Genomic DNA, 17,792 nt, shown 5'->3' on the forward strand with positions numbered 1-17,792 from the left:
TGCGGCACGCCACGCAGGCCGCGTCGGCTTCCATCCACTCCCTACGAAGATGACGCCCTGTGCGCAGGGCGCCACGGCGACGGCTTGCCTGCCTTCGCCGCGCTCGAACACCCCTCCCCCACGGAGTTGCCGCCATGTTGGATGCCAACCTCAAGACCCAGCTGCAGGCCTACCTGGAGCGCCTGACCCGCCCGGTGCACCTGGTCGCCTCGCTCGACGACGGCGCCGGCTCGGCGGAGATGCTCGCCCTGCTGCAGGGCATCGAGGCCCTGTCGCCGAAGGTGAGCCTGGAAACGCGCCGCGACGACGGCGAGCGCACGCCGTCCTTCGCCATCACCAGCCCCGGCCACGACATCTCCCTGCGCTTCGCCGGCCTGCCGATGGGCCACGAGTTCACCTCGCTGGTGCTGGCCCTGCTGCAGGCCGGCGGGCATCCGTCCAAGGCCGCGGCCGAGACGATCGAGCAGGTGCGCGCGCTGGACGGCGAGTTCCTGTTCGAGACCTATTTCTCCCTGTCCTGCCAGAACTGCCCGGACGTGGTCCAGGCGCTGAACCTGATGGCGGTGCTGAACCCGAAGGTCAGGCACGTGGCCATCGACGGCGCCCTGTTCCAGGACGAGGTCGAGGGCCGCCAGGTGATGTCGGTGCCGGCGGTGTTCCTCAACGGCGAACTGTTCGGCTACGGCCGCATGGGCCTGGAGGAGATCGTCGCCCGGCTCGACACCGGCGCCGAAAAGCGCGAAGCGGAGAAGATCGCGAACAAGGCCGTGTTCGACGTGCTGGTGGTCGGCGGCGGTCCGGCCGGCGCGGCGGCGGCCATATACGCCGCGCGTAAGGGCATCCGCACCGGCGTGGCCGCCGAGCGCTTCGGCGGCCAGGTGCTGGACACCATGGCGATCGAGAACTTCATCTCGGTGCAGCACACCGAGGGCCCGAAGCTGGCCGCCCAGCTCGAACAGCACGTGCGCGAGTACGAGGTCGACGTGATGAACCTGCAGCGCGCGACCGCGCTGGTGCCGGCCGGCGACGACGGCCTGGTTGAAGTGAAGCTGGCCAACGGCGCCTCGCTGAAGTCGAAGACCGTGGTCCTGTCCACCGGCGCGCGCTGGCGGCAGATGGGCGTGCCCGGCGAGGACCAGTACCGCAACAAGGGCGTGGCCTACTGCCCGCACTGCGACGGTCCGCTGTTCAAGGGCAAGCGGGTGGCGGTGATCGGCGGCGGCAACTCCGGGGTGGAGGCGGCGATCGACCTGGCCGGAATCGTGGCCCACGTCACCCTGGTCGAGTTCGATTCGAAGCTGCGCGCCGACGAGGTCCTGCAGCGCAAGCTGCGCAGCTTGCCGAACGTGCGCATCCTCACCAGCGCCCAGACCACCGAGGTGCTGGGCGACGGGCAGAAGGTCACCGGCCTGGTCTACAAGGACCGCGAGGGCGGCGACAGCCACCGGCTGGAGCTGGAAGGCGTGTTCGTGCAGATCGGCCTGCTGCCCAACACCGAATGGCTCGAGGGCACGATCGCGCTGAGCCCGCGCGGCGAGATCGTGGTCGACGACCGCGGCCAGACCAGCGTGCCGGGGGTGTTCGCCGCCGGCGACTGCACCACCGTACCGTACAAGCAGATCGTGATCGCGATGGGCGAGGGCTCCAAGGCTGCGCTGGCCGCGTTCGACCACCTGATCCGCACCTCGGCGCCGGCGCCGAAGACCGGAGCGGTCGCCGAGGCGGCCTGATGCGCCGCGGCGGGCACCCTGCCCGCCCGGTGCTATACAGTCCGGCCGAGGCGACGGAGGCAAGCCGCGATGAACCTGCGCGACCTCAAGTACCTGGTGGCGCTGGCCGACCACAGGCATTTCGGCCGCGCCGCCGCGGCCTGCTACGTCAGCCAGCCCACGCTCTCCACCCAGATCCGCAAGCTGGAGGACGAGCTGGGCGTGCCGCTGGTCGAGCGCGCGCCGCGCAAGGTGATGCTGACCCCCGCCGGGCGCGAGGCCGCCGAGCGCGCGCGCCGGATCGTGGCCGAGGTCGAGCAGATGAAGGAAGCCGCGCGCCGCAGCCAGGACCCGGAAGCCGGGGCGGTGCGCCTGGGCATCTTCCCGACCCTGGCGCCGTACCTGCTGCCGCACGTCATCCCGCGCGTGCGCGCCCGCTTCCCGCAGCTGGAACTGCTGCTGGTGGAGGAAAAGAGCGACGAGCTGCTGGCGCGCCTGCGCGACGGCAAGCTCGACGCCGCGGTGCTCGCCCTGCCGGTGCACGACGAGCAGCTGCACACCGAGTTCCTGTTCGAGGAGCCGTTCGTGCTGGCGGTGCCCGACGGCCATCCGCTGGCCGGGCGCGAGGCCCTGGCCCTGGACGAGCTGTCCGAGCAGCGCCTGCTTCTGCTGGAGGACGGCCACTGCCTGCGCGAGCAGGCGCTGGACGTGTGCCGGCTGTCGGGCGCGCACGAGAAGACCGAGTTCCGCGCCACCAGCCTGGAGACCCTGCGGCAGATGGTCGCGGCCAACGTCGGGGTGACCCTGCTGCCGGCGCTGGCGGTGAAGCCGCCGGTGGCGCGCTCGGACAACATCCACCTGCTGCGCTTCTCCGACTCCCATCCCAGCCGCAGCATCGCCATGGTCTGGCGCCGCAGCTCGGCCATGAGCGGTTTCCTGGAGCGGCTGGCGCAGGTGTTCGGCGACCTGCCGGCGGACCTGCTCGCGCCCACCGGCGCCGTCCCGGCCGCGGCGGCGCGCCAGTCCGCCGCGGTGCCGCCGCCGCGCAGCGACTGGGGCTGAATCCGGGCTGCGCGGGGCCCCGCGGCGGTTGAATCCGCCCGCGTTCCGGGCTACGGTGGGCCCTGCAAACCTTTTTGCCCAAGGCGGACGCGGAAACGCGCCGCCTTTTCTTCGTGCGCGCCGAGCGCGCGCTCCAACCCGTGAGGAACCTCCATGTCCGCCCGACCCACCAGCGGCCTGCCGCCTTCGATCATCGTTTCCAGCCGCGACCTGGCCCGCCTCGAGGCCCTGCTCGACTCCCCGGTGCTGAGCCGCCATCCGGCCGCGCTCGCGCTGATGGACGAGCTCAACCGCGCCGAGGTGCTGCCGCCCGAGCGCATCCCCGCCGATGTGGTCACCATGCACTCGCGGGTCGAGTGCGAGGACATCGCCAGCGGCGAGGACCATGTCCTGACCCTGGTCTATCCCAACGAGGCCGACGTCGAGCGCGGCCGGGTGTCCGTACTGGCCCCGGTGGGCAGCGCCCTGCTCGGCCTGTCGGTCGGCCAGAGCATCGACTGGCAGGCCCCCGGCGGCCGCACCCTGAAGCTGCGGGTCAAGTCGGTGCGCTACCAGCCCGAGGCCGCCGGCGACCTGCATCGCTGAGGCGAGAGAGAGCGGCATGGCTTGGCGCTGCGACACGACGCCTGCCGCCGCTCATGTCCCCCGGCAGCGGCCTGCGGCCGCTGCCTCCTCTTTTACTTCCCGTCGGCGGGCGCCGCGCCGCAGCGCTTCACGATGGCCTCGAGGCCGGGTTCGCGGCGATGATGCCAGCGCGCCCGCTACAGCCAGTCGCGCCAGGGCAGCTCGGTGTCGCCCAGGGCGATGAAGTCGCCGTTGAGCAGGGTCTCGCGCCGGTTGTAGCGGAACGGCTTGCCCGTTTCCGTCGACAGCACGGCGCCGCCGGCCGCGTGCAGCACGCACTGGGCCGCGGCGGTATCCCATTCGGAGGTGGGGCCAAAGCGCGGATAGACGTCCAATGCGCCTTCGGCGATCCGGCAGAACTTGAGCGAGGAGCCGAGCGCGACCTCCTCGATCGCGCCCATCTTCTCCAGCGCCGACTGGGTGCGGGGATCGCGGTGGGAGCGGCTGGCGGCCACCCGCAGGGGCGCGGTCGCCGGTTCGCGCACGCGCAGGGGCTCGTCGCGGTGGCCGTCGCGACGGTAGGCGTACTCGCCCCGCACCGCATGCCAGACCTGGCCGCCGACCGGGGCCTGGACCACGCCCATCGCCGGCGCGCCCTGGGCGATCAGGGCGATGTTCACGGTGAACTCGCCGTTGCGCTTGACGAACTCGCGGGTGCCGTCGAGCGGGTCGACCAGCCAGTAGCTGGACCAGTGCCGGCGGGTCTCCCACGGCACCTGGGCGGACTCCTCCGACAGCACCGGCAGGTCGGGGGTCAGCCGTTCCAGGCCCTCGACGATGATCCGGTGCGCGGCCAGGTCGGCGGCGGTGAGCGGACTGGCATCGTCCTTGTGCTGGACCTCGAAGCCCTGTTCGTAGATCTCCATGATCGCCGCGCCGGCCTGGCGGGCGATGGCGATCACGGTTTCGCGCACGTCCACGGTGATCCGGATCATCGACGCCCCAACCATTCGCGGGCGATGAACAGCGCCGCCAGCGAGCGCCCCTCGGAGAAATCCTCTCTCAACATCAGCGTTTCCAGTTCCTGCAGTTTCCAGGGAATGACCTCGAGCTCCTCCGGCTCGTCGCCGGGCAGCTTCTCGGGATAAAGGTCGCGGGCCAGCACCAGCCACGAGACGTGGCTCATGTAGGTCGGGGCCAGGGTCAGCGGGCGCAGCACGTCGATCCGGCGGGCGCCGTAGCCGGCCTCTTCCTTCAGCTCGCGGTCGGCGGCCTGTTCGGGACTCTCGCCGGCATCGATCCGGCCCTTGACCAGGCCCAGCTCGTAGCGGTGCACGCCGGCGGCGTACTCGCGCACCAGCAGCACGGTCTCGTCGTCCAGCATCGGCACCACCACCACCGCGCCGTGGCCGCGGCCGACCATGCGCTCGAAGCGGCGGCGTTCGCCGTTGGAGAACTCCAGGTCCAGCTTCTCCAGGCGGTAGGGCCCGGCCTCGGACGCGGTGACCTCGTGGATCACGGGCAGGCGGCGGCTCACCGGCGGCTCCCGCGGCGCGGCCGCGGTGCGGCCGATATGATGGCGGGATGCTCGGACGTACTCATGAACCGCGAATGCTAGCAGACCCGTCGATGCCCGAGCCCGCCCGCCGCTGGCGCGAGCGCGACCTGGCCGTGCTCTGGCACCCGTGCACGCAGATGCGCGAGCACCCGGACACGCTGCCGCTGGTGCCGGTGGAGCGCGGCGAAGGCGCCTGGCTGGTCGGCTACGACGGCCGCCGTTATCTGGACGGAGTCAGCAGCTGGTGGACCAACCTGCATGGCCACGCCGAGCCGCGGATCGCCGAGGCCATCGCCCGCCAGGCGCGGACCCTGGAACAGGTGATCCTGGCCGGCTTCTCGCATGCGCCGGCGGTGGAACTGGCCGAGCGCCTGCTCGCCATCGCCCCGCGCCAGGCCGGCCGCGCGCCGCTGGCCAAGGTGTTCTACGCCGACAACGGCTCGGCCGGGGTCGAGGTGGCGCTGAAGATGGCGTTCCACTGGTTCCGCAACCGCGGCGAGGAGCGGCGCACCAAGTTCGTAGCCCTGGAGAACGGCTATCACGGCGAGACCCTGGGCGCTTTGGCGGTGGGCGACATCCCGCTGTACCGGCGGATCTACGCGCCGCTGCTGGCCCAGGCCCTGTTCGCGCCCTCGCCCGATGCGTACCTGGCCGTCCCCGGCGAGTCTGAAGAGCAATGCGCCCTGCGCGCGGCCGACGCCCTGGCCGACCTGTTCGACCGCCATCCGGGCGAGATCTGCGCGCTGATCCTGGAGCCGCGGCTGCAGTGCGCCGGCGGCATGCGCATGCACCACCCGGCCTACCTGCGCCGCGCGCGCGAGCTGTGCGACGCCAACGGCGTGTTCCTGGTCGCCGACGAGATCGCCACCGGTTTCGGCCGCACCGGGACGATGTTCGCCTGTGAACAGGCGGGGGTCGCGCCCGACCTGCTGTGCCTGTCCAAGGGCCTCACCGGCGGCTTCCTGCCGCTGGCCGCGGTGCTGGCCACCCAGGTGCTGTACGACGGCTTCCTCGACGACTCGCGCGAGCGCGCCTTCCTGCATTCGCACAGCTACACCGGCAACCCGCTGGCCTGCGCCGCGGCCCTGGCCTCGCTGGACATCTTCGCGTCCGACGGCGTGCTCGAGCGCAACCGCGCCACCGCGGCGGCGATGGCGCGCCGGGCCGCGGCGCTGGCCAGGCAGCGGCACGTGGCCGACGTGCGCCAGGCCGGCATGGTCGTGGCCTTCGAACTGTGCCGCGACGGCGACCGCGGCAGGCCATTCGATCCGGCCCTGCGCATCGGCCTGCGCGCCTACCGCGCCGCGCTGGATCGCGGCGTGCTCCTGCGGCCGCTGGGCGACGTGCTGTACTGGATGCCGCCCTACTGCGTGGACGCGGCCCAGCTGGACCTGCTCGCCGAGGCCACCGCCGAGGCCATCGCCGAGGCCACCGCATGCGCCTGACCCGCTGCCACGTCGACCTGCCGCTGCGCGCCGGCGCCGAGCTGGTCCTGCCCGAGCGCGCCGGCAACCACCTGGCGCGGGTCCTGCGCCTGCGCGAAGGCGACCCCTGCGTGCTGTTCAACGGCGACGGCCACGACTACGGTGCGCGCCTGGTCGCGGTCGGCAAGCGCGAGGTCCGCGCGCAGGTGCTGGAAGCCACCGCGGTGGACAACGAGTCGCCGTTGCGGATCGTGCTGCTGCAGGGGATTGCCAGGGGCGAGAAGATGGACCTGATCCTGCAGAAGGCCACCGAACTGGGCGTGGCCGCGATCGTGCCGGTGTCCGGCGAGCGCACCGAGGTGCGGCTGGACGCCGAGCGCGCGGAGAAGCGCCTGGCGCACTGGCGCAGCGTGGTCGAGTCGGCCTGCGAGCAGTCCGGACGTGCGCGGGTGCCGGCCCTGGCGGCGCCGGCGGCGCTGGACCCGGCCGCGCGTGGACTGGAGGACGAGGGCCTGCGCCTGCTGCTGGATCCGCAGGGCGAACATCGGCTGGAGGCGATGCCCGCGCCGGCGGCGATGAAGGTGGTGGTGGCGATCGGCCCGGAAGGCGGCTGGTCGCCGCGCGACCGCGAGGTCCTGCACGCGGCCGGCTTCAGCGGCCTGCGCCTGGGACCGCGGGTGCTGCGCACGGAAACCGCGGGCCTGGCCGCGATCGCGGCCCTGCAGGCGCGCTTCGGCGACCTGTAGGGCGGTGACTCAGGCCGCCGCGGCCAGCGCCTCGGCGACCAGGCGCTCCACGCCTTCCAGGTCGGGCAGCAGGGCGCCCAGGTCGCCCAGCAGCACTCGCATCTGTACCCCGCGCGGCAGTTCCTCCTCGGAGGCGTCGGCCAGCAGGCTGTCGCGCGGCACCGAGACCAGCTGCGGGAAGGACGCGGTCTGCAAGGCCAGGTACGGCACCGCCTCGTCGCCGCCCATGCCCTTGAGCACGACCACGCGGTTGTTGCGCGCGGCCGCTTCCTGGCCCAGGCCGGCAAGGCGCGAGAACGCCACCAGCGGCACGGTCCAGCCATGCCAGTCGATCTGCCCGGCCAGCCAATCCGGCGCACCGGCGATCGGCTCGACCGGTACCCGCGCCATCACCTCGGCGACGGTGGCGTTGGGCAGCAGCAGGCGCTCCTGACCCACCTGGATCATGACGCCGCGGATTTCGTCTTTGTTGTAGGCCATGTTCGATCCCGTGTCCGTGCACTCAGCCCCAGCGCGAGGCGAGCTGTTCGGCCAGCTGCGCCGGCGAGCCCAATTCGGCGCCGCCGGCCGCCAGCAGCCGGATCGCGCTGGCGTCGTAGCAGCCTTCCAGCGCCTGGCCGGCGACGTGGCCGCCGCGGGTGGCCAGGGCCAGGGCCGCATCCACCCGCGCGGTGTCGGCGCCGCTGAGCAGCAGGACCGCGCTCTCGGCCGGCGGCAGGGCCGCGACCAGTTCGTCTCCACCCGCGACCTCGACAAAGCGCAGGCCGTCGCCGGCCGCCACGCCCACCCCTTCGGGCAGCACGTAGGCGCGCGCGCCGCTCAGTTCCTGCCCCGCTTCCGCCATCAGCACCGGCAAGGCGGACACCCGTGCCATCTGCTTGACCAGGTTGTCGTAGCGCCCGCCATCCAGGCGCAGCTGGATCAGCACCGGGCGCTTGAAGCCGCGCGGCAGGGCGACCAGCAGCTTGCGCACCGCATCCGGGCCGCCGATCCCGGCGATCACCAGGACCGCGCCCGGCGGCTTGGCGAAGGCGTCGGGCAGGGCCGCGGCGGCGGCCGCAGGACCTGGAGCGGCCGCGGCCTTGTCGTCCAGCTCGACCAGTTCCAGCCGCGAGAAATCGGGCAGGGGCGGCGGCGTGGAAGCCACGCCCGGTGCCGATGCCGGCTCCGGTGCGGGCGACGGCACGACGTCGGCCTCCTCGGCCAGGCTCCAGTCGGCCGCTGGCAGCGGCGGCGGGGTGGCGCCCGGGCGGTCCTGCGGCAGTTCCGGCGCCCGCGCCTCGGCTTCGGCCAGGTGCGGTTCGAAGCGGGCCTCGGCGTGGACCTGCTGCGGGGTGACCGGATGTCCCGGCTCCAGCTGCAGGCCGATGTCCTGCTCCTGCTCGCGACCGGGCGGCAGCACGTCGTCGTGGCCGTGCAGCTTGGCCGCCAGGTGGCGGATCCAGCGCTGCGCCTCCCAGCCGTCGCGACGCGCGGCCAGGTCGGCCTCGTCGAAGATCACCAGCAAGCCGGGCGCCTCCAGCGCCGGTTCCAGCGCCACCAGCGCATCCTCCACCGCCGGTTCCAGCGCCACCAGCGCAGCCTGGGGCGCGGCCCCGGCCAGGGTGGCGACGTCGAGCGCGGTGGGGTCCTCTTCCAGCACGATCAGGGCGCCGGCCGCGTCCAGCGCCTGGCGCAGGCGTTCGCGCGCCTGGCCCGGGCGCGCCAGCAAGGCCACCGGCTTGCGCGACTCATTCGCGGACACGGGCGATCCCCAGCAGGTCGTAGACGTTGCGCATCAGGTCCAGCTCCTGGTACGGCTTGCCCAGGTAGCGCTGCACGCCGATCTCGAACGCGCGCTGGCGATGCTTCTCGCCGGTGCGCGAGGTGATCATCACGATCGGCACGCCGCGGAAGCGGGCGTCGGCGCGCATCGCGGTGGCCAGCTCGTAGCCGTCCATGCGCGGCATCTCGATGTCCAGCAGCATCAGGTCGGGGACGCGCTCCTCCAGCCGCTCCAGCGCCTCGACGCCGTCGCGGGCGGTGGCCACCTCGAAGTTGTGGCGCTCCAGCACGCGGCCGGTGACCTTGCGCATGGTCAGCGAGTCGTCGACCACCATCACCAGCGGCACGCGCCTCTGCTGCAGGGTCTCGACCTCGGCGACCGGGCGCTCCGGCTGGGCCAGGTGGCGGCGCACCAGCGGGGCCACGTCGAGGATCACCACCACCCGACCGTCGCCGGTGATGGTGGCGCCGTAGATGCCCGGCACCGAGGCGATCTGCAGGCCGACCGGCTTGACCACGATTTCGCGGTTGCCGACCACCTGGTCTATTGCTACTGCCGCACGCAGGTCGCCGGCGCGGACCAGCAGCAGGGGTACCTGCGGCTGGCCTTCGGCCTTGGCTGGACCCTGCCCGACCAGCAGGCCGAGGTCGTGCAAGGCGTATTCCTCGCCGGCGTAGCGGTAGACGCCGCCGCCGGCCTCGAAGCGCTCGCGCGAGATCCGGCCTATGCCGCTGACCGAGGCCACCGGCACCGCGTAGGTGGTGTCGCCGATCTGCACGAACACCGCCTGGGTGACCGCCAGGGTCTGCGGCAGGCGCAGGGTGAAGACCACGCCCTTGCCGGCGGTGGAATCGATTTCCACCGTGCCGCCGAGCTGGCGCACCTCGTTGCGGACCACGTCCATGCCCACGCCGCGGCCGGCCAGCTGGCTGACCGATTCGGAGGTGCTGAAGCCGGATTCGAAGATCAGCGAATCCAGCTCCGCATCGGTGAGCACCGCGTCGGCGCGCAGCAGGCCGCGCGACTCGGCGCGGCGGCGGATCGCGTCGCGATCCAGGCCGCGGCCGTCGTCGGACACCCGCAGAACGATTTCGGAACCCTCGTGGCGCAGGGCGATCGTGATCGTGCCTTCCTCGGGCTTGCCGGCGTCGCGGCGGTCCTTCGGCAGCTCCAGGCCGTGGGCGACCGAGTTGCGCAGCATGTGTTCGAGCGGCGCGACCATGCGGTCGAGGACGTTGCGGTCCAGTTCGCCGTGGGTGCCGTCGAGCTTGAGCTGGACCTGCTTGCGGGTCTCGTGCCCGGCCTGGCGGACCACCCGGCGCAGGCGCGGGACGACGCTGTCGAACGGCACCATGCGCGCGCTCATCAGGCCGTCCTGCAGCTCCGAGCTGACGCGCGACTGCTGCTGCAGCAGGACGTCGTACTGGCGGGCCAGGTCGTCGAGCACGCCCTGCAGGCCGGTCAAGTCGGCGGCCGACTCGCCCAGGCCGCGGCTGAGCTGCTGCAGGGTCGAGAAGCGGTCCAGTTCCAGCGGATCGAAGGTCGGGTCGGCGCTGTCCTGCTCGCGCTGGTAGCGGGCGACGATCTGGGCCTCGGTCTCCAGGTCCAGGCGGCGCAACTGGTCGCGCAGGCGGGCGTTGGTGCGGTCCAGCTCGGCCATGGCGCTGCGGAACGCGCCCAGCTGCTGCTCCAGGCGCGAGCGGTAGATCGCCACTTCGCCGGCGTGGTTGACCAGGTTGTCGAGCAGGTCGGCGCGCACGCGCACCTGTTCCTGCGGACCGCGCGGCACGCCTTCCTCGTTGATCTCGACCGGCTCGTCCTCGACCGGCGGCGACAGCGGCGGCAGGTGCGCGGCGGCCGCGGCCAGGGCGATGGCGGCGGCGGAAGCCGGCACCGCGGGCTGCGGCACGGCGTCTTCCGCGGCCGACGGGAGGCGATCGGTCTCCGGCGCGGTCGCGGGTTCGAAACCGGCTTCGTCCGCGGCAAAGGCCTGGTCCACCGGCGCGGCGACGGATCCAACCTCGTCCGCGGCGACCGTGCTCCCGCTGGCTTCGTCGGTGGCGGCGACAGCGTCCGCCGCCGCGGCCTGCGCTTCACCCTCTTCGACCGCCGGCGCGGCGACTGTCGCCGGCGTGGTCAGCGCAGCCACATAGGCCTCGGCCGAACCGTCGGCCGACGGCGCGTAGGCCTGGCCGCGGATGCGCGCTTCGAACTCGTCGATCAGCGCCTGCGGCATCTCGGTGACGCGATGGGCGCGGGTGCGCTGCAGCAGCCGGTGCAGGGTGTCGAAGCCGCGCTCGAGCAGCTGCACGTCGCCGCTCCGCAGTTCGGTGCGCTGCTCGGCCGCCGCTTCCAGCAGCGATTCGATCACGTGGCCCAGGTCGCCGATGGTGGCGATCCCGGCCATGCGCGCGCCGCCCTTGAGCGTGTGCAGGTCGCGCTGCAGGCCGGCGATCGGCTCGCGCGCGGTGGTGTCTTCGCGCAGCTCCTGGATCAGGCCGTCGATGTGGTCGAGCAGGTCCACGCCCTCCTCGACGAAGATGTCGACCAGTTCGCGGTCCAGCTCTTCGAAGTCGAGCATCGGGCCGTCGGCGGCGCCCGCCTCGGCCAGCGGCGGTGCCGACTGGAACGCGGGGATGGCGGTTTCACCGACAGCGGCTTCGAGCGATTCCTCTTCGCCCTCGACGGCCGGATCGGCGGCCTCCTCGAGGACGATGGCGGCATCGCCGGCCTCGGCAACGCCCGCCGCATCCAGGTCCGCCCGCTCTTCTCCGGCGAGTCCTTCTTCGGCCAGATCTTCTTCGGCCAGTTCCAGCACCGACCCTGCGTCCACCGCTTCCGTGTCGCCGTGTGCGGCCCGTTCGGCCGGCTCGAGCTCCAGGGTCTCGGCAATCGCGAACGCGTCCTCGGTGGCCACCACCTCCGCCGCTTCGAGCGAGGCCGGCTCCAGGTCCGCATCGGACAGGGACGAAGATTCCGCGTCGGCATCCACGGCCAGTTCGAAGGAGGCCATATCCTCCAAGGTCGCGTCTTCCGCCGCCGCCTCGACGGCGGCGGTATCCGTGGCCGATGTCGGGGCTTCATGCAGCTCCGGCGACAGGTACGGGGTCAGGTCCTCCACTCCGGTCAGCTCGTCGCCCGCGGCTGCGTCCTGCCCGGCCACGTCGTCGAACTCCTCGTCGGTCAGCACCGTCTGCGGCCAGCTGGCCTCGGGCAGGCTGGCGGCCAGCGCCTGCAGCCGCGCCGAGAGCGCCGTGTACACGGGGATGCGTGGCGATTCGGCCTGCAAGGCGAGGATGCAGCCGCGGATCGCCTCGGCGGTGGCGGCGATGGCGTCGACCGCCTCAGCGTCGGCGACCTGGGCGCCGGCCAGCGAGCGCTTGATGAAGGTCTCGGCCGGGTCGGTGACCGAGGTGATCTCGGGCACATCGGTCATCGCGAACGCGCCGTTCATGGTGTGCATGGCGCGCAGCAGGCCATCGGTGGCCGGCTGCGGCAGCCCGCGCGCGGCCGCGATCCAGGCGTCGACCGTTTCCAGGTGCGAGGCGACCTCGGCCTCCAGGATCTCGCGCAGCACGCTGTCGACCGAGGCGGGCGTGCCCTCTTCCGGCAATGCGGCGGCCGGCGCGGCCTCGGCCATGGCTTCGACCGCCGGCAACGGCGCCACGATGGCGGCCGCTTCCGTGGCGATGCCATCCGGCGCGCTGTAGAACGCCTCCTCGCCGGCGGCGACGCGCTCGGCGACGGCCTCCATTCCCTCCAGGTCGGCCGCCAGCGGCACCCGGCCACGCAAGGCGGCATCGAACTGCGGCAGCACGTCGCAGGCCTGCTGGACCATGGCCAGCACCGCCGGACTCGCCGGACGGGTGCCGTCGAGCACGCGGTTGAGCATGCTCTCGATCTTCCAGCTGAACTCGCCCAGCGCGCGCGCGCCGACCAGGCGGCCGCTGCCCTTGAGGGTGTGGAACACGCGCCGGATCGGGCGCATGCGCTCCAGGTCGTTGGGCGCCATGCGCCACTCCGGGAGCAGGCGGGCCAGGTTGCCCATCTCCTCCTCGAATTCCTCCAGGAACACCTCGCGGATGTCGGCGTCGATGTCCTGGCTCTCGTCGAAACCGCCGGCCACGGGGCCCGCGGCGGTGTCCACGGTCGGAGTCGCCGGTTCGGCCGCAGGTGCGACCGGCGCGGAAGGTACGGCCGGGGAGCCGAAACCGCCGCTGGGCAGGCCGGCGGCGGCGGCCGAGATCTCGGCGATGAGCGAGCTGGAATCGCCGTCCAGCTCGATCCGGCTGACCCGGCTCTCGAACACCGTCACCGGACGGGTCTCCGGCTGCAGGCGCAGGTTCACGTCCAGCCATTGCGAGGCGTCGGTGCCGCGGACTTGCGGCACGGCAGCGCCGTCGGCGCCCACGGCCGGCGCTTCGGCGGAGAGGTCGGCCACGTCCTCGATCGCCGCGGCCGCGGCCTCGGTTTCGGCCTCGTCGGCCACGTCCTCGATCGCCGCGGCCTCGGCTTCGGCCTCGAGCGCTTGTTCCAGCTCGCCGGCGTCGTTGGCGGCAGCCGCAGTGGACTCGTGCTGCACTGCCACCGGTTCGGCGGCAATTTCGTTTCCGGGCGCGGTCCAGGCGAGCCCGTCGACGGCCGCATCGTCCTGGAACGCGGGCGGGATGGCGGCGGGCGGCAGGGCGCCTGCGCCCTCGAGCTCGACCGGCAGGATCTCGCCGGCCTCCGCGGTCGCACCCGGGGAGGCGACGTATTCGGCCGAGACCGGATCGAAGCTGAAATGGAAATCGACCGACGGCGGCACCGACGGGGCCGCCGGCTCGATCGCGAACGGCTCGACCTCCAGCGCCGGGGCCTGGGCTTCCAGCGCCTCGGGTTCCGGCAGGTCGGCCGGGGCCAGCTCCACCGGCGGGATCGTGGCGTATTCGTCCTCGATCGCGGCGAAGGTCTGCGGGCGCTCGACCTGCACCGCGTCCCAGGCCAGGCCTTCGATCGCCGGCGGTGCCTCGACCGCGATGTCGACGGCAGCGACCGGCGCTTCGGCGACCGCGGGCACGGCGGCGGGCGCGGCCTCCCCGCCCGGCGCGGCCTCCCCGCCCGGCGCGGCGGCCTGCGGCAGAGGCCAGTAGTGCAGGTTCTCCAGGCTGGTCCGCGCGATCTCGAGGATCTCCTCGCGGTTGGGCCGGCGGTCGCGCAAGGCCTCGAGGTAGTACTCCAGGCTGGCCATGGCGTCGGCCAGGGTGTCGAGCTGGCGCCCGCTGGGCACGCGCCGGCGCTCGAGCAGTTCGGTGGCGATGTAGCGGCGCACGCCTTCCAGGTAGGCGGCCGGCTGCGGCAGGTCGAGCATGCCCAGGGCGCCGGAGACCTCCTCCAGCAGGCGCGGCACCTCGTCCAGGCGGGCGTGGTCCCAATTGGTCTCGATGAAGGCGACGAAGTGCTCGCGCGCGGCGGCGAAGTTGGAGATCGCCTCGTGCGCCAGCACCTCGACCGTGCGCCGGGCTTCGGCGGCGGCGGCGTCCTCGGCCGATTCCTCGCCCGCGCCCAGGCGCGCGACCTGGTCGTCCAGCGAGGCGTCCACGTAAAGCAGCGCGCCGGCGATGTCGAGCAGGGCGCTCTCGCTGGCCGGCTGCTCGCCGCGGGCGATCGCAGCCAGGCTGTCGCGCTGCTGCTGGACCACGTCGCGGGCCACGCCCAGGCCGAGCATGCCCAGGGTGTCGCCGACCTTGGTCAGTTCCTCGGCCTGCGGCTGCAGGGCGGCGGCGTCGCCGCCGGTGCGCAGGTGCAGGTCCAGCGCGTCCTTGACCCGCAGCAGTTCCTCCTTGACCACGCTGCCGACGGTGTTGAGCAGGTCGCGGTTGCGCCCGGCCAGGCTGCCGCGGGCATGGTCCAGCTCGGCCTCGGTGGGCGCGTGCGCGTCCAGGTCGAAGGCCTGGCGCAGGGCGTCCAGCGCCGGGTGCTGCACCCGCGCCTGGGCGATCAGGTACAGCAGCTGGCGGGTCGGTTCCTGGCTGGCCACGCCCTGGGCGTTGGCCGGCAGGGATTCGTCCTCGTGCGCCTGGCGCACCGCGCGGGCGATCCCGGTGAAGGCGCCGCGCAGGCCTTCGCCCGCGGCCAGGGCGCCGTCGCGCAGGGCTTCGGCGGCCGAGGACAGCACCCACAGCATGCGCCGGGTGGAATCGTGGCGGGCGTTCTCCAGCAAAGCGGCGGCGGCGGCGGCCAGCGCGGCCGGGTCGGTCGGGACGCCATGCTCGGGCCAGCCGGCCAGCGCGTCCTCGAAGCGCGACTGCGCCGAGGCGACCTGGTCCTGGCGCTGGGTCCAGGGCAGGGGCGAAGCGTCGGGCACCTGCTCGGGCAGGGGACGGTTGAGGTCGGGCGCGAACAGCACGCTCTCGCTCAGGCCGGCGGCGCCGCGCGCGGCGCGGATGTCGTTGAGCAGGGGCAGCAGCACGATCGGGATGTCGCGGTGGCCGTTCTGCAGCCGCTCCAGGTAGTCGGGCAGCAGCACGGTGCCGCGCATCAGGGTGGCGCAGGCCTCGTCGCGGTCGTTGGCCGCGCCCTGCTGCAGGGCCTGGGCCAGCAGTTCCATCTCCTCGGCGACCATCGCCGGGGCGTACAGCTCGACCATCCGCAGGGTGCCCTGCACCTGGTGCAGGTAACCGGCGCAGAAGCGCATGCGGCTGCTGTCGGCCGGGTTCTCGACGAACGCCTCGATCTCCCCGCGCGCCTGGCGCAGGGTCTCGTCCAGCTCCGGCTTGACCCAGCCGAGCACGGCGTGGCTCATCGCGTCGCGCAGTGCGCTCATCGCATGCCCCCTGCCGGGCGGCGGTCGATGCGCGTGGTGCGGGCCATCCTCATTCCTACGTCCCCCGTCAGGCGCGCCATCGTCAGCCAGGCAGCTTGAAGTCGGCGACCGAACGCCGCAGGTCGGCGGCCAGCTGCGCCAGGTGTCCGATCGACTCGGCGGTCTGTCCGGCGCCGCGCGAGGTCTGGCCAGAGATCTGCCGGACCACGTCCATCGTCTTGGTGATGTCGGCCGCCGCGCCCGCCTGCTGCTGGGCGGCGCCCGAGATGTTCTTGATGAGCTCGTTCAGGGCGTTGGACACGCGCTCGATCTCGGTCAGCGCGGTACCCGCGTCCTCGGCCAGGCGGGCGCCGGACACCACCTCGGCGGTGGTCTGCTCCATCGAGCTGACCGCCTCGTTGGTGTCGGCCTGGATGGCCTGGACCAGGCCTTCGATCCGTCGGGTCGCGCCGGAGGTGCGTTCGGCCAGGCGCTGCACTTCGTCGGCCACCACCGCGAAGCCGCGGCCGGTTTCGCCGGCGGCCGCGGCCTGCACCGCCGCGTTGAGCGCCAGGATGTTGGTCTGCTCGGAAATGTCGTTGATCAGTTCCACGATCGAGCCGATCTCCTGCGAGGACTCGCCCAGGCGCTTGATGCGCTTGGAGGTCTCCTGGATCTGGTCGCGGATCTGGTCCATGCCGTTGATGGTCTCGCGGACCACGCCCGCGCCCTCGGCAGCGATGACCACCGAGCGCTGCGCCACTTCGGCCGACTCGGAGGAGTTGCGCGACACCTGCTCGATGCTCGAGGCGATCTCGTTGATGCGCTGGGAGGCGGCGGTGATCTGCTCGGCCTGGTGGTTGGAAGCCTCGGCCAGCTGCAGCGCGGTGGCCTGGGTTTCCTGCGAGCCGGCCGCGACCTGCACCGAGGTGTCGTTGATCGTGGTCACCAGGTTGCGCAGTTCGTCCACGGCGTAGTTGATCGCGTCGGCGATCGCGCCGGTCATGTCCTCGGTCACCGAGGCCTTCACCGTCAGGTCGCCTTCGCCGAGCGAGCTGATCTCGTCCAGCAGCCGCATGATCGCCTGCTGGTTGCGGCTGTTGAATTCCACCTGCGCCTGCAGGCGGGCCTCCTGCTCGCGGCTGCGGCTGCGCACGGTGCTGAAGATGTAGAAGAACAGCGACACCAGCAGCAGGCCGCCGGACACCGCGCCGATCCAGAAATTGGGGAACAGGCGGGTATCGCGGGTGGAACCGAAGGCGGAGAACGCGTCGAACAGGCGCTTGCTGTCGTCCAGCATCCGGGCCGAGCCGGCGCCGATGCTGGCCGCCGCAGCCTGCGCGGCGAACAGGTTGCGCGAGCTGGCCAGGATCGCGTCCAGGTCCTTGCGCATCTCGTTCCACTGCGCCTGCGACTGGTCCAAAGCAGCCAGCGCGGCCGGATTGCGCACGGCGGCCACGCCCAGTTCCTCGTTGCCCTCGCGCAGGCCGGCCAGCACCTGGCCGAACACCACCGAGTCGCGCGCCAGGGCGTCGCCGGCCGAGGCCGCGGTCGGGCCGCCGGCGCGGATCTCGGTGACGCGGCGGGCCATGGTGCCGGCGACCACCACCTGCTGCAGGGCGTTGAACACCTGCGAGGCCTGCACCCCGCCGGCGGTCATCGCCCGCACCACCTCGTTCAGCTGCGCCTGCAGCTGCGGCACCCGGCCGACGAAGCGGTCGGCATTGCCGGCCAGGGCCAGCACCGCCGGCTCGGAATCGACGATCTGGGTGGCGCTGTCGCCCAGCGGCTTCCAGGTCTTGACCAGGTTGCCCAACGCGTCGGACACGCCCGGCTCCTGGCCGAAGCGCGCCTGCAGGTCGGCCACGGTGGTGTCGATCTGGCTGCGGGTCTGGCGGAAGGTCTTGAACGCCTCGGCATTGCCCGAGACCGCGTCGCGGCCCTGGTTGGCCAGCTGCTGCGAGAGCACCTGCAGGTCGGCCGCGCCGGTGCTGGCGCCGGCCAGGCGGCTGCCCTGCCAGGTGGCCACGCCGGTGTTGGCGCCGAATACGATCACCGAGAGCACCAGCAGGACCAGCCAGAACCCGGTGCTGACGCCACCCAGGCGGCTGGTCTTGGGGGTTTCGGGGGCAGTGCTCATACGTCGTCAGCCTCGATGCAGGGGCGGATGCGGGCGCGGC

At 72.7% G+C, this 17,792-nt stretch carries 11 protein-coding genes and 1 pseudogene; 5 read left to right on the top strand and 7 right to left on the bottom strand.

What is annotated here, in order from left to right:
• Positions 1-134: 134 nt before the first annotated feature.
• The 3 genes from ahpF to rnk all read left to right on the top strand — a co-directional run bounded on the left by ahpF (position 135) and on the right by rnk (position 3,356).
• Positions 135-1,730, top strand: a complete 1,596-nt coding sequence (gene ahpF / locus CSC62_RS04665) for an alkyl hydroperoxide reductase subunit F (RefSeq protein ID WP_162405008.1) — start codon at positions 135-137, stop codon at positions 1,728-1,730.
• A 69-nt stretch (positions 1,731-1,799) separates the two neighbouring features.
• Positions 1,800-2,771, top strand: coding sequence for a DNA-binding transcriptional regulator OxyR (gene oxyR / locus CSC62_RS04670; protein WP_162405009.1), 972 nt, complete (start codon positions 1,800-1,802; stop codon positions 2,769-2,771).
• A 153-nt stretch (positions 2,772-2,924) separates the two neighbouring features.
• The gene (gene rnk / locus CSC62_RS04675; protein ID WP_162405010.1) at positions 2,925-3,356 is read left to right on the top strand and encodes a nucleoside diphosphate kinase regulator; all 432 of its coding nucleotides are present in this window, start codon (positions 2,925-2,927) and stop codon (positions 3,354-3,356) included.
• 176 nt (positions 3,357-3,532) lie between these two features.
• Here rnk and cysQ read toward each other — a convergent pair whose 3' ends face one another.
• The gene (cysQ, locus tag CSC62_RS04680; protein ID WP_162405011.1) at positions 3,533-4,330 is read right to left on the bottom strand and encodes a 3'(2'),5'-bisphosphate nucleotidase CysQ; all 798 of its coding nucleotides are present in this window, start codon (positions 4,328-4,330) and stop codon (positions 3,533-3,535) included.
• Complete coding sequence (nudE, locus tag CSC62_RS04685) at positions 4,327-4,872, bottom strand: ADP compounds hydrolase NudE (RefSeq protein WP_162405012.1); 546 nt, start codon at positions 4,870-4,872, stop codon at positions 4,327-4,329. The genes cysQ and nudE overlap by 4 nt, the downstream gene beginning before the upstream one ends.
• Positions 4,873-4,946: 74 nt before the next feature.
• Between nudE and bioA the strand changes: the two genes are divergently transcribed.
• A complete protein-coding gene (gene bioA, locus CSC62_RS04690) occupies positions 4,947-6,338 on the top strand; it encodes an adenosylmethionine--8-amino-7-oxononanoate transaminase (protein WP_246194184.1) in 1,392 nt (463 codons plus the stop codon).
• Complete coding sequence (locus tag CSC62_RS04695; RefSeq protein ID WP_162405014.1) at positions 6,329-7,063, top strand: 16S rRNA (uracil(1498)-N(3))-methyltransferase; 735 nt, start codon at positions 6,329-6,331, stop codon at positions 7,061-7,063. The genes bioA and CSC62_RS04695 overlap by 10 nt, the downstream gene beginning before the upstream one ends.
• Before the next feature lie 9 nt (positions 7,064-7,072).
• Here the strand turns inward: CSC62_RS04695 and CSC62_RS04700 are convergent, their stop codons facing one another.
• The 5 genes and pseudogenes from CSC62_RS04700 to CSC62_RS04715 form a co-directional block, all read right to left on the bottom strand.
• Complete coding sequence (locus CSC62_RS04700; RefSeq protein WP_162405015.1) at positions 7,073-7,543, bottom strand: chemotaxis protein CheW; 471 nt, start codon at positions 7,541-7,543, stop codon at positions 7,073-7,075.
• Between the two features lie 22 nt (positions 7,544-7,565).
• Positions 7,566-8,807: a chemotaxis protein CheB gene (locus CSC62_RS04705; protein ID WP_162405016.1), complete on the bottom strand. Its 1,242-nt coding sequence runs from the start codon at positions 8,805-8,807 to the stop codon at positions 7,566-7,568.
• Positions 8,794-15,216 carry a hybrid sensor histidine kinase/response regulator gene (locus CSC62_RS04710; RefSeq protein WP_484573168.1) on the bottom strand — a complete coding sequence of 2,141 codons (6,423 nt, stop codon included), beginning with the start codon at positions 15,214-15,216 and terminating at the stop codon, positions 8,794-8,796. Before CSC62_RS04710 ends, CSC62_RS04705 begins: the two co-directional genes overlap by 14 nt.
• A pseudogene (locus CSC62_RS18260) lies at positions 15,199-15,633 on the bottom strand (Hpt domain-containing protein); the annotation flags it as partial. The gene CSC62_RS04710 and the pseudogene CSC62_RS18260, both read right to left, overlap by 18 nt.
• Positions 15,634-15,715: 82 nt before the next feature.
• The gene (locus CSC62_RS04715; RefSeq protein WP_162405018.1) at positions 15,716-17,752 is read right to left on the bottom strand and encodes a methyl-accepting chemotaxis protein; all 2,037 of its coding nucleotides are present in this window, start codon (positions 17,750-17,752) and stop codon (positions 15,716-15,718) included.
• Positions 17,753-17,792: the final 40 nt, after the last annotated feature.

It is taken from the genome of Pseudoxanthomonas jiangsuensis, assembly GCF_010093185.1.
Taxonomy (GTDB): domain Bacteria; phylum Pseudomonadota; class Gammaproteobacteria; order Xanthomonadales; family Xanthomonadaceae; genus Pseudoxanthomonas; species Pseudoxanthomonas jiangsuensis.

Bases quoted from the DNA above. Each gene is read 5' to 3' on its own strand.
- ahpF (WP_162405008.1), top strand. From the start codon at position 135: ATGTTGGATGCCAACCTCAAGACCCAGCTGCAGGCCTACCTGGAGCGC.
- oxyR (WP_162405009.1), top strand. From the start codon at position 1,800: ATGAACCTGCGCGACCTCAAGTACCTGGTGGCGCTGGCCGACCACAGG.
- rnk (WP_162405010.1), top strand. From the start codon at position 2,925: ATGTCCGCCCGACCCACCAGCGGCCTGCCGCCTTCGATCATCGTTTCC.
- cysQ (WP_162405011.1), bottom strand. From the start codon at position 4,330: ATGATCCGGATCACCGTGGACGTGCGCGAAACCGTGATCGCCATCGCC.
- bioA (WP_246194184.1), top strand. From the start codon at position 4,947: ATGCTAGCAGACCCGTCGATGCCCGAGCCCGCCCGCCGCTGGCGCGAG.
- CSC62_RS04695 (WP_162405014.1), top strand. From the start codon at position 6,329: ATGCGCCTGACCCGCTGCCACGTCGACCTGCCGCTGCGCGCCGGCGCC.
- CSC62_RS04700 (WP_162405015.1), bottom strand. From the start codon at position 7,543: ATGGCCTACAACAAAGACGAAATCCGCGGCGTCATGATCCAGGTGGGT.
- CSC62_RS04715 (WP_162405018.1), bottom strand. From the start codon at position 17,752: ATGAGCACTGCCCCCGAAACCCCCAAGACCAGCCGCCTGGGTGGCGTC.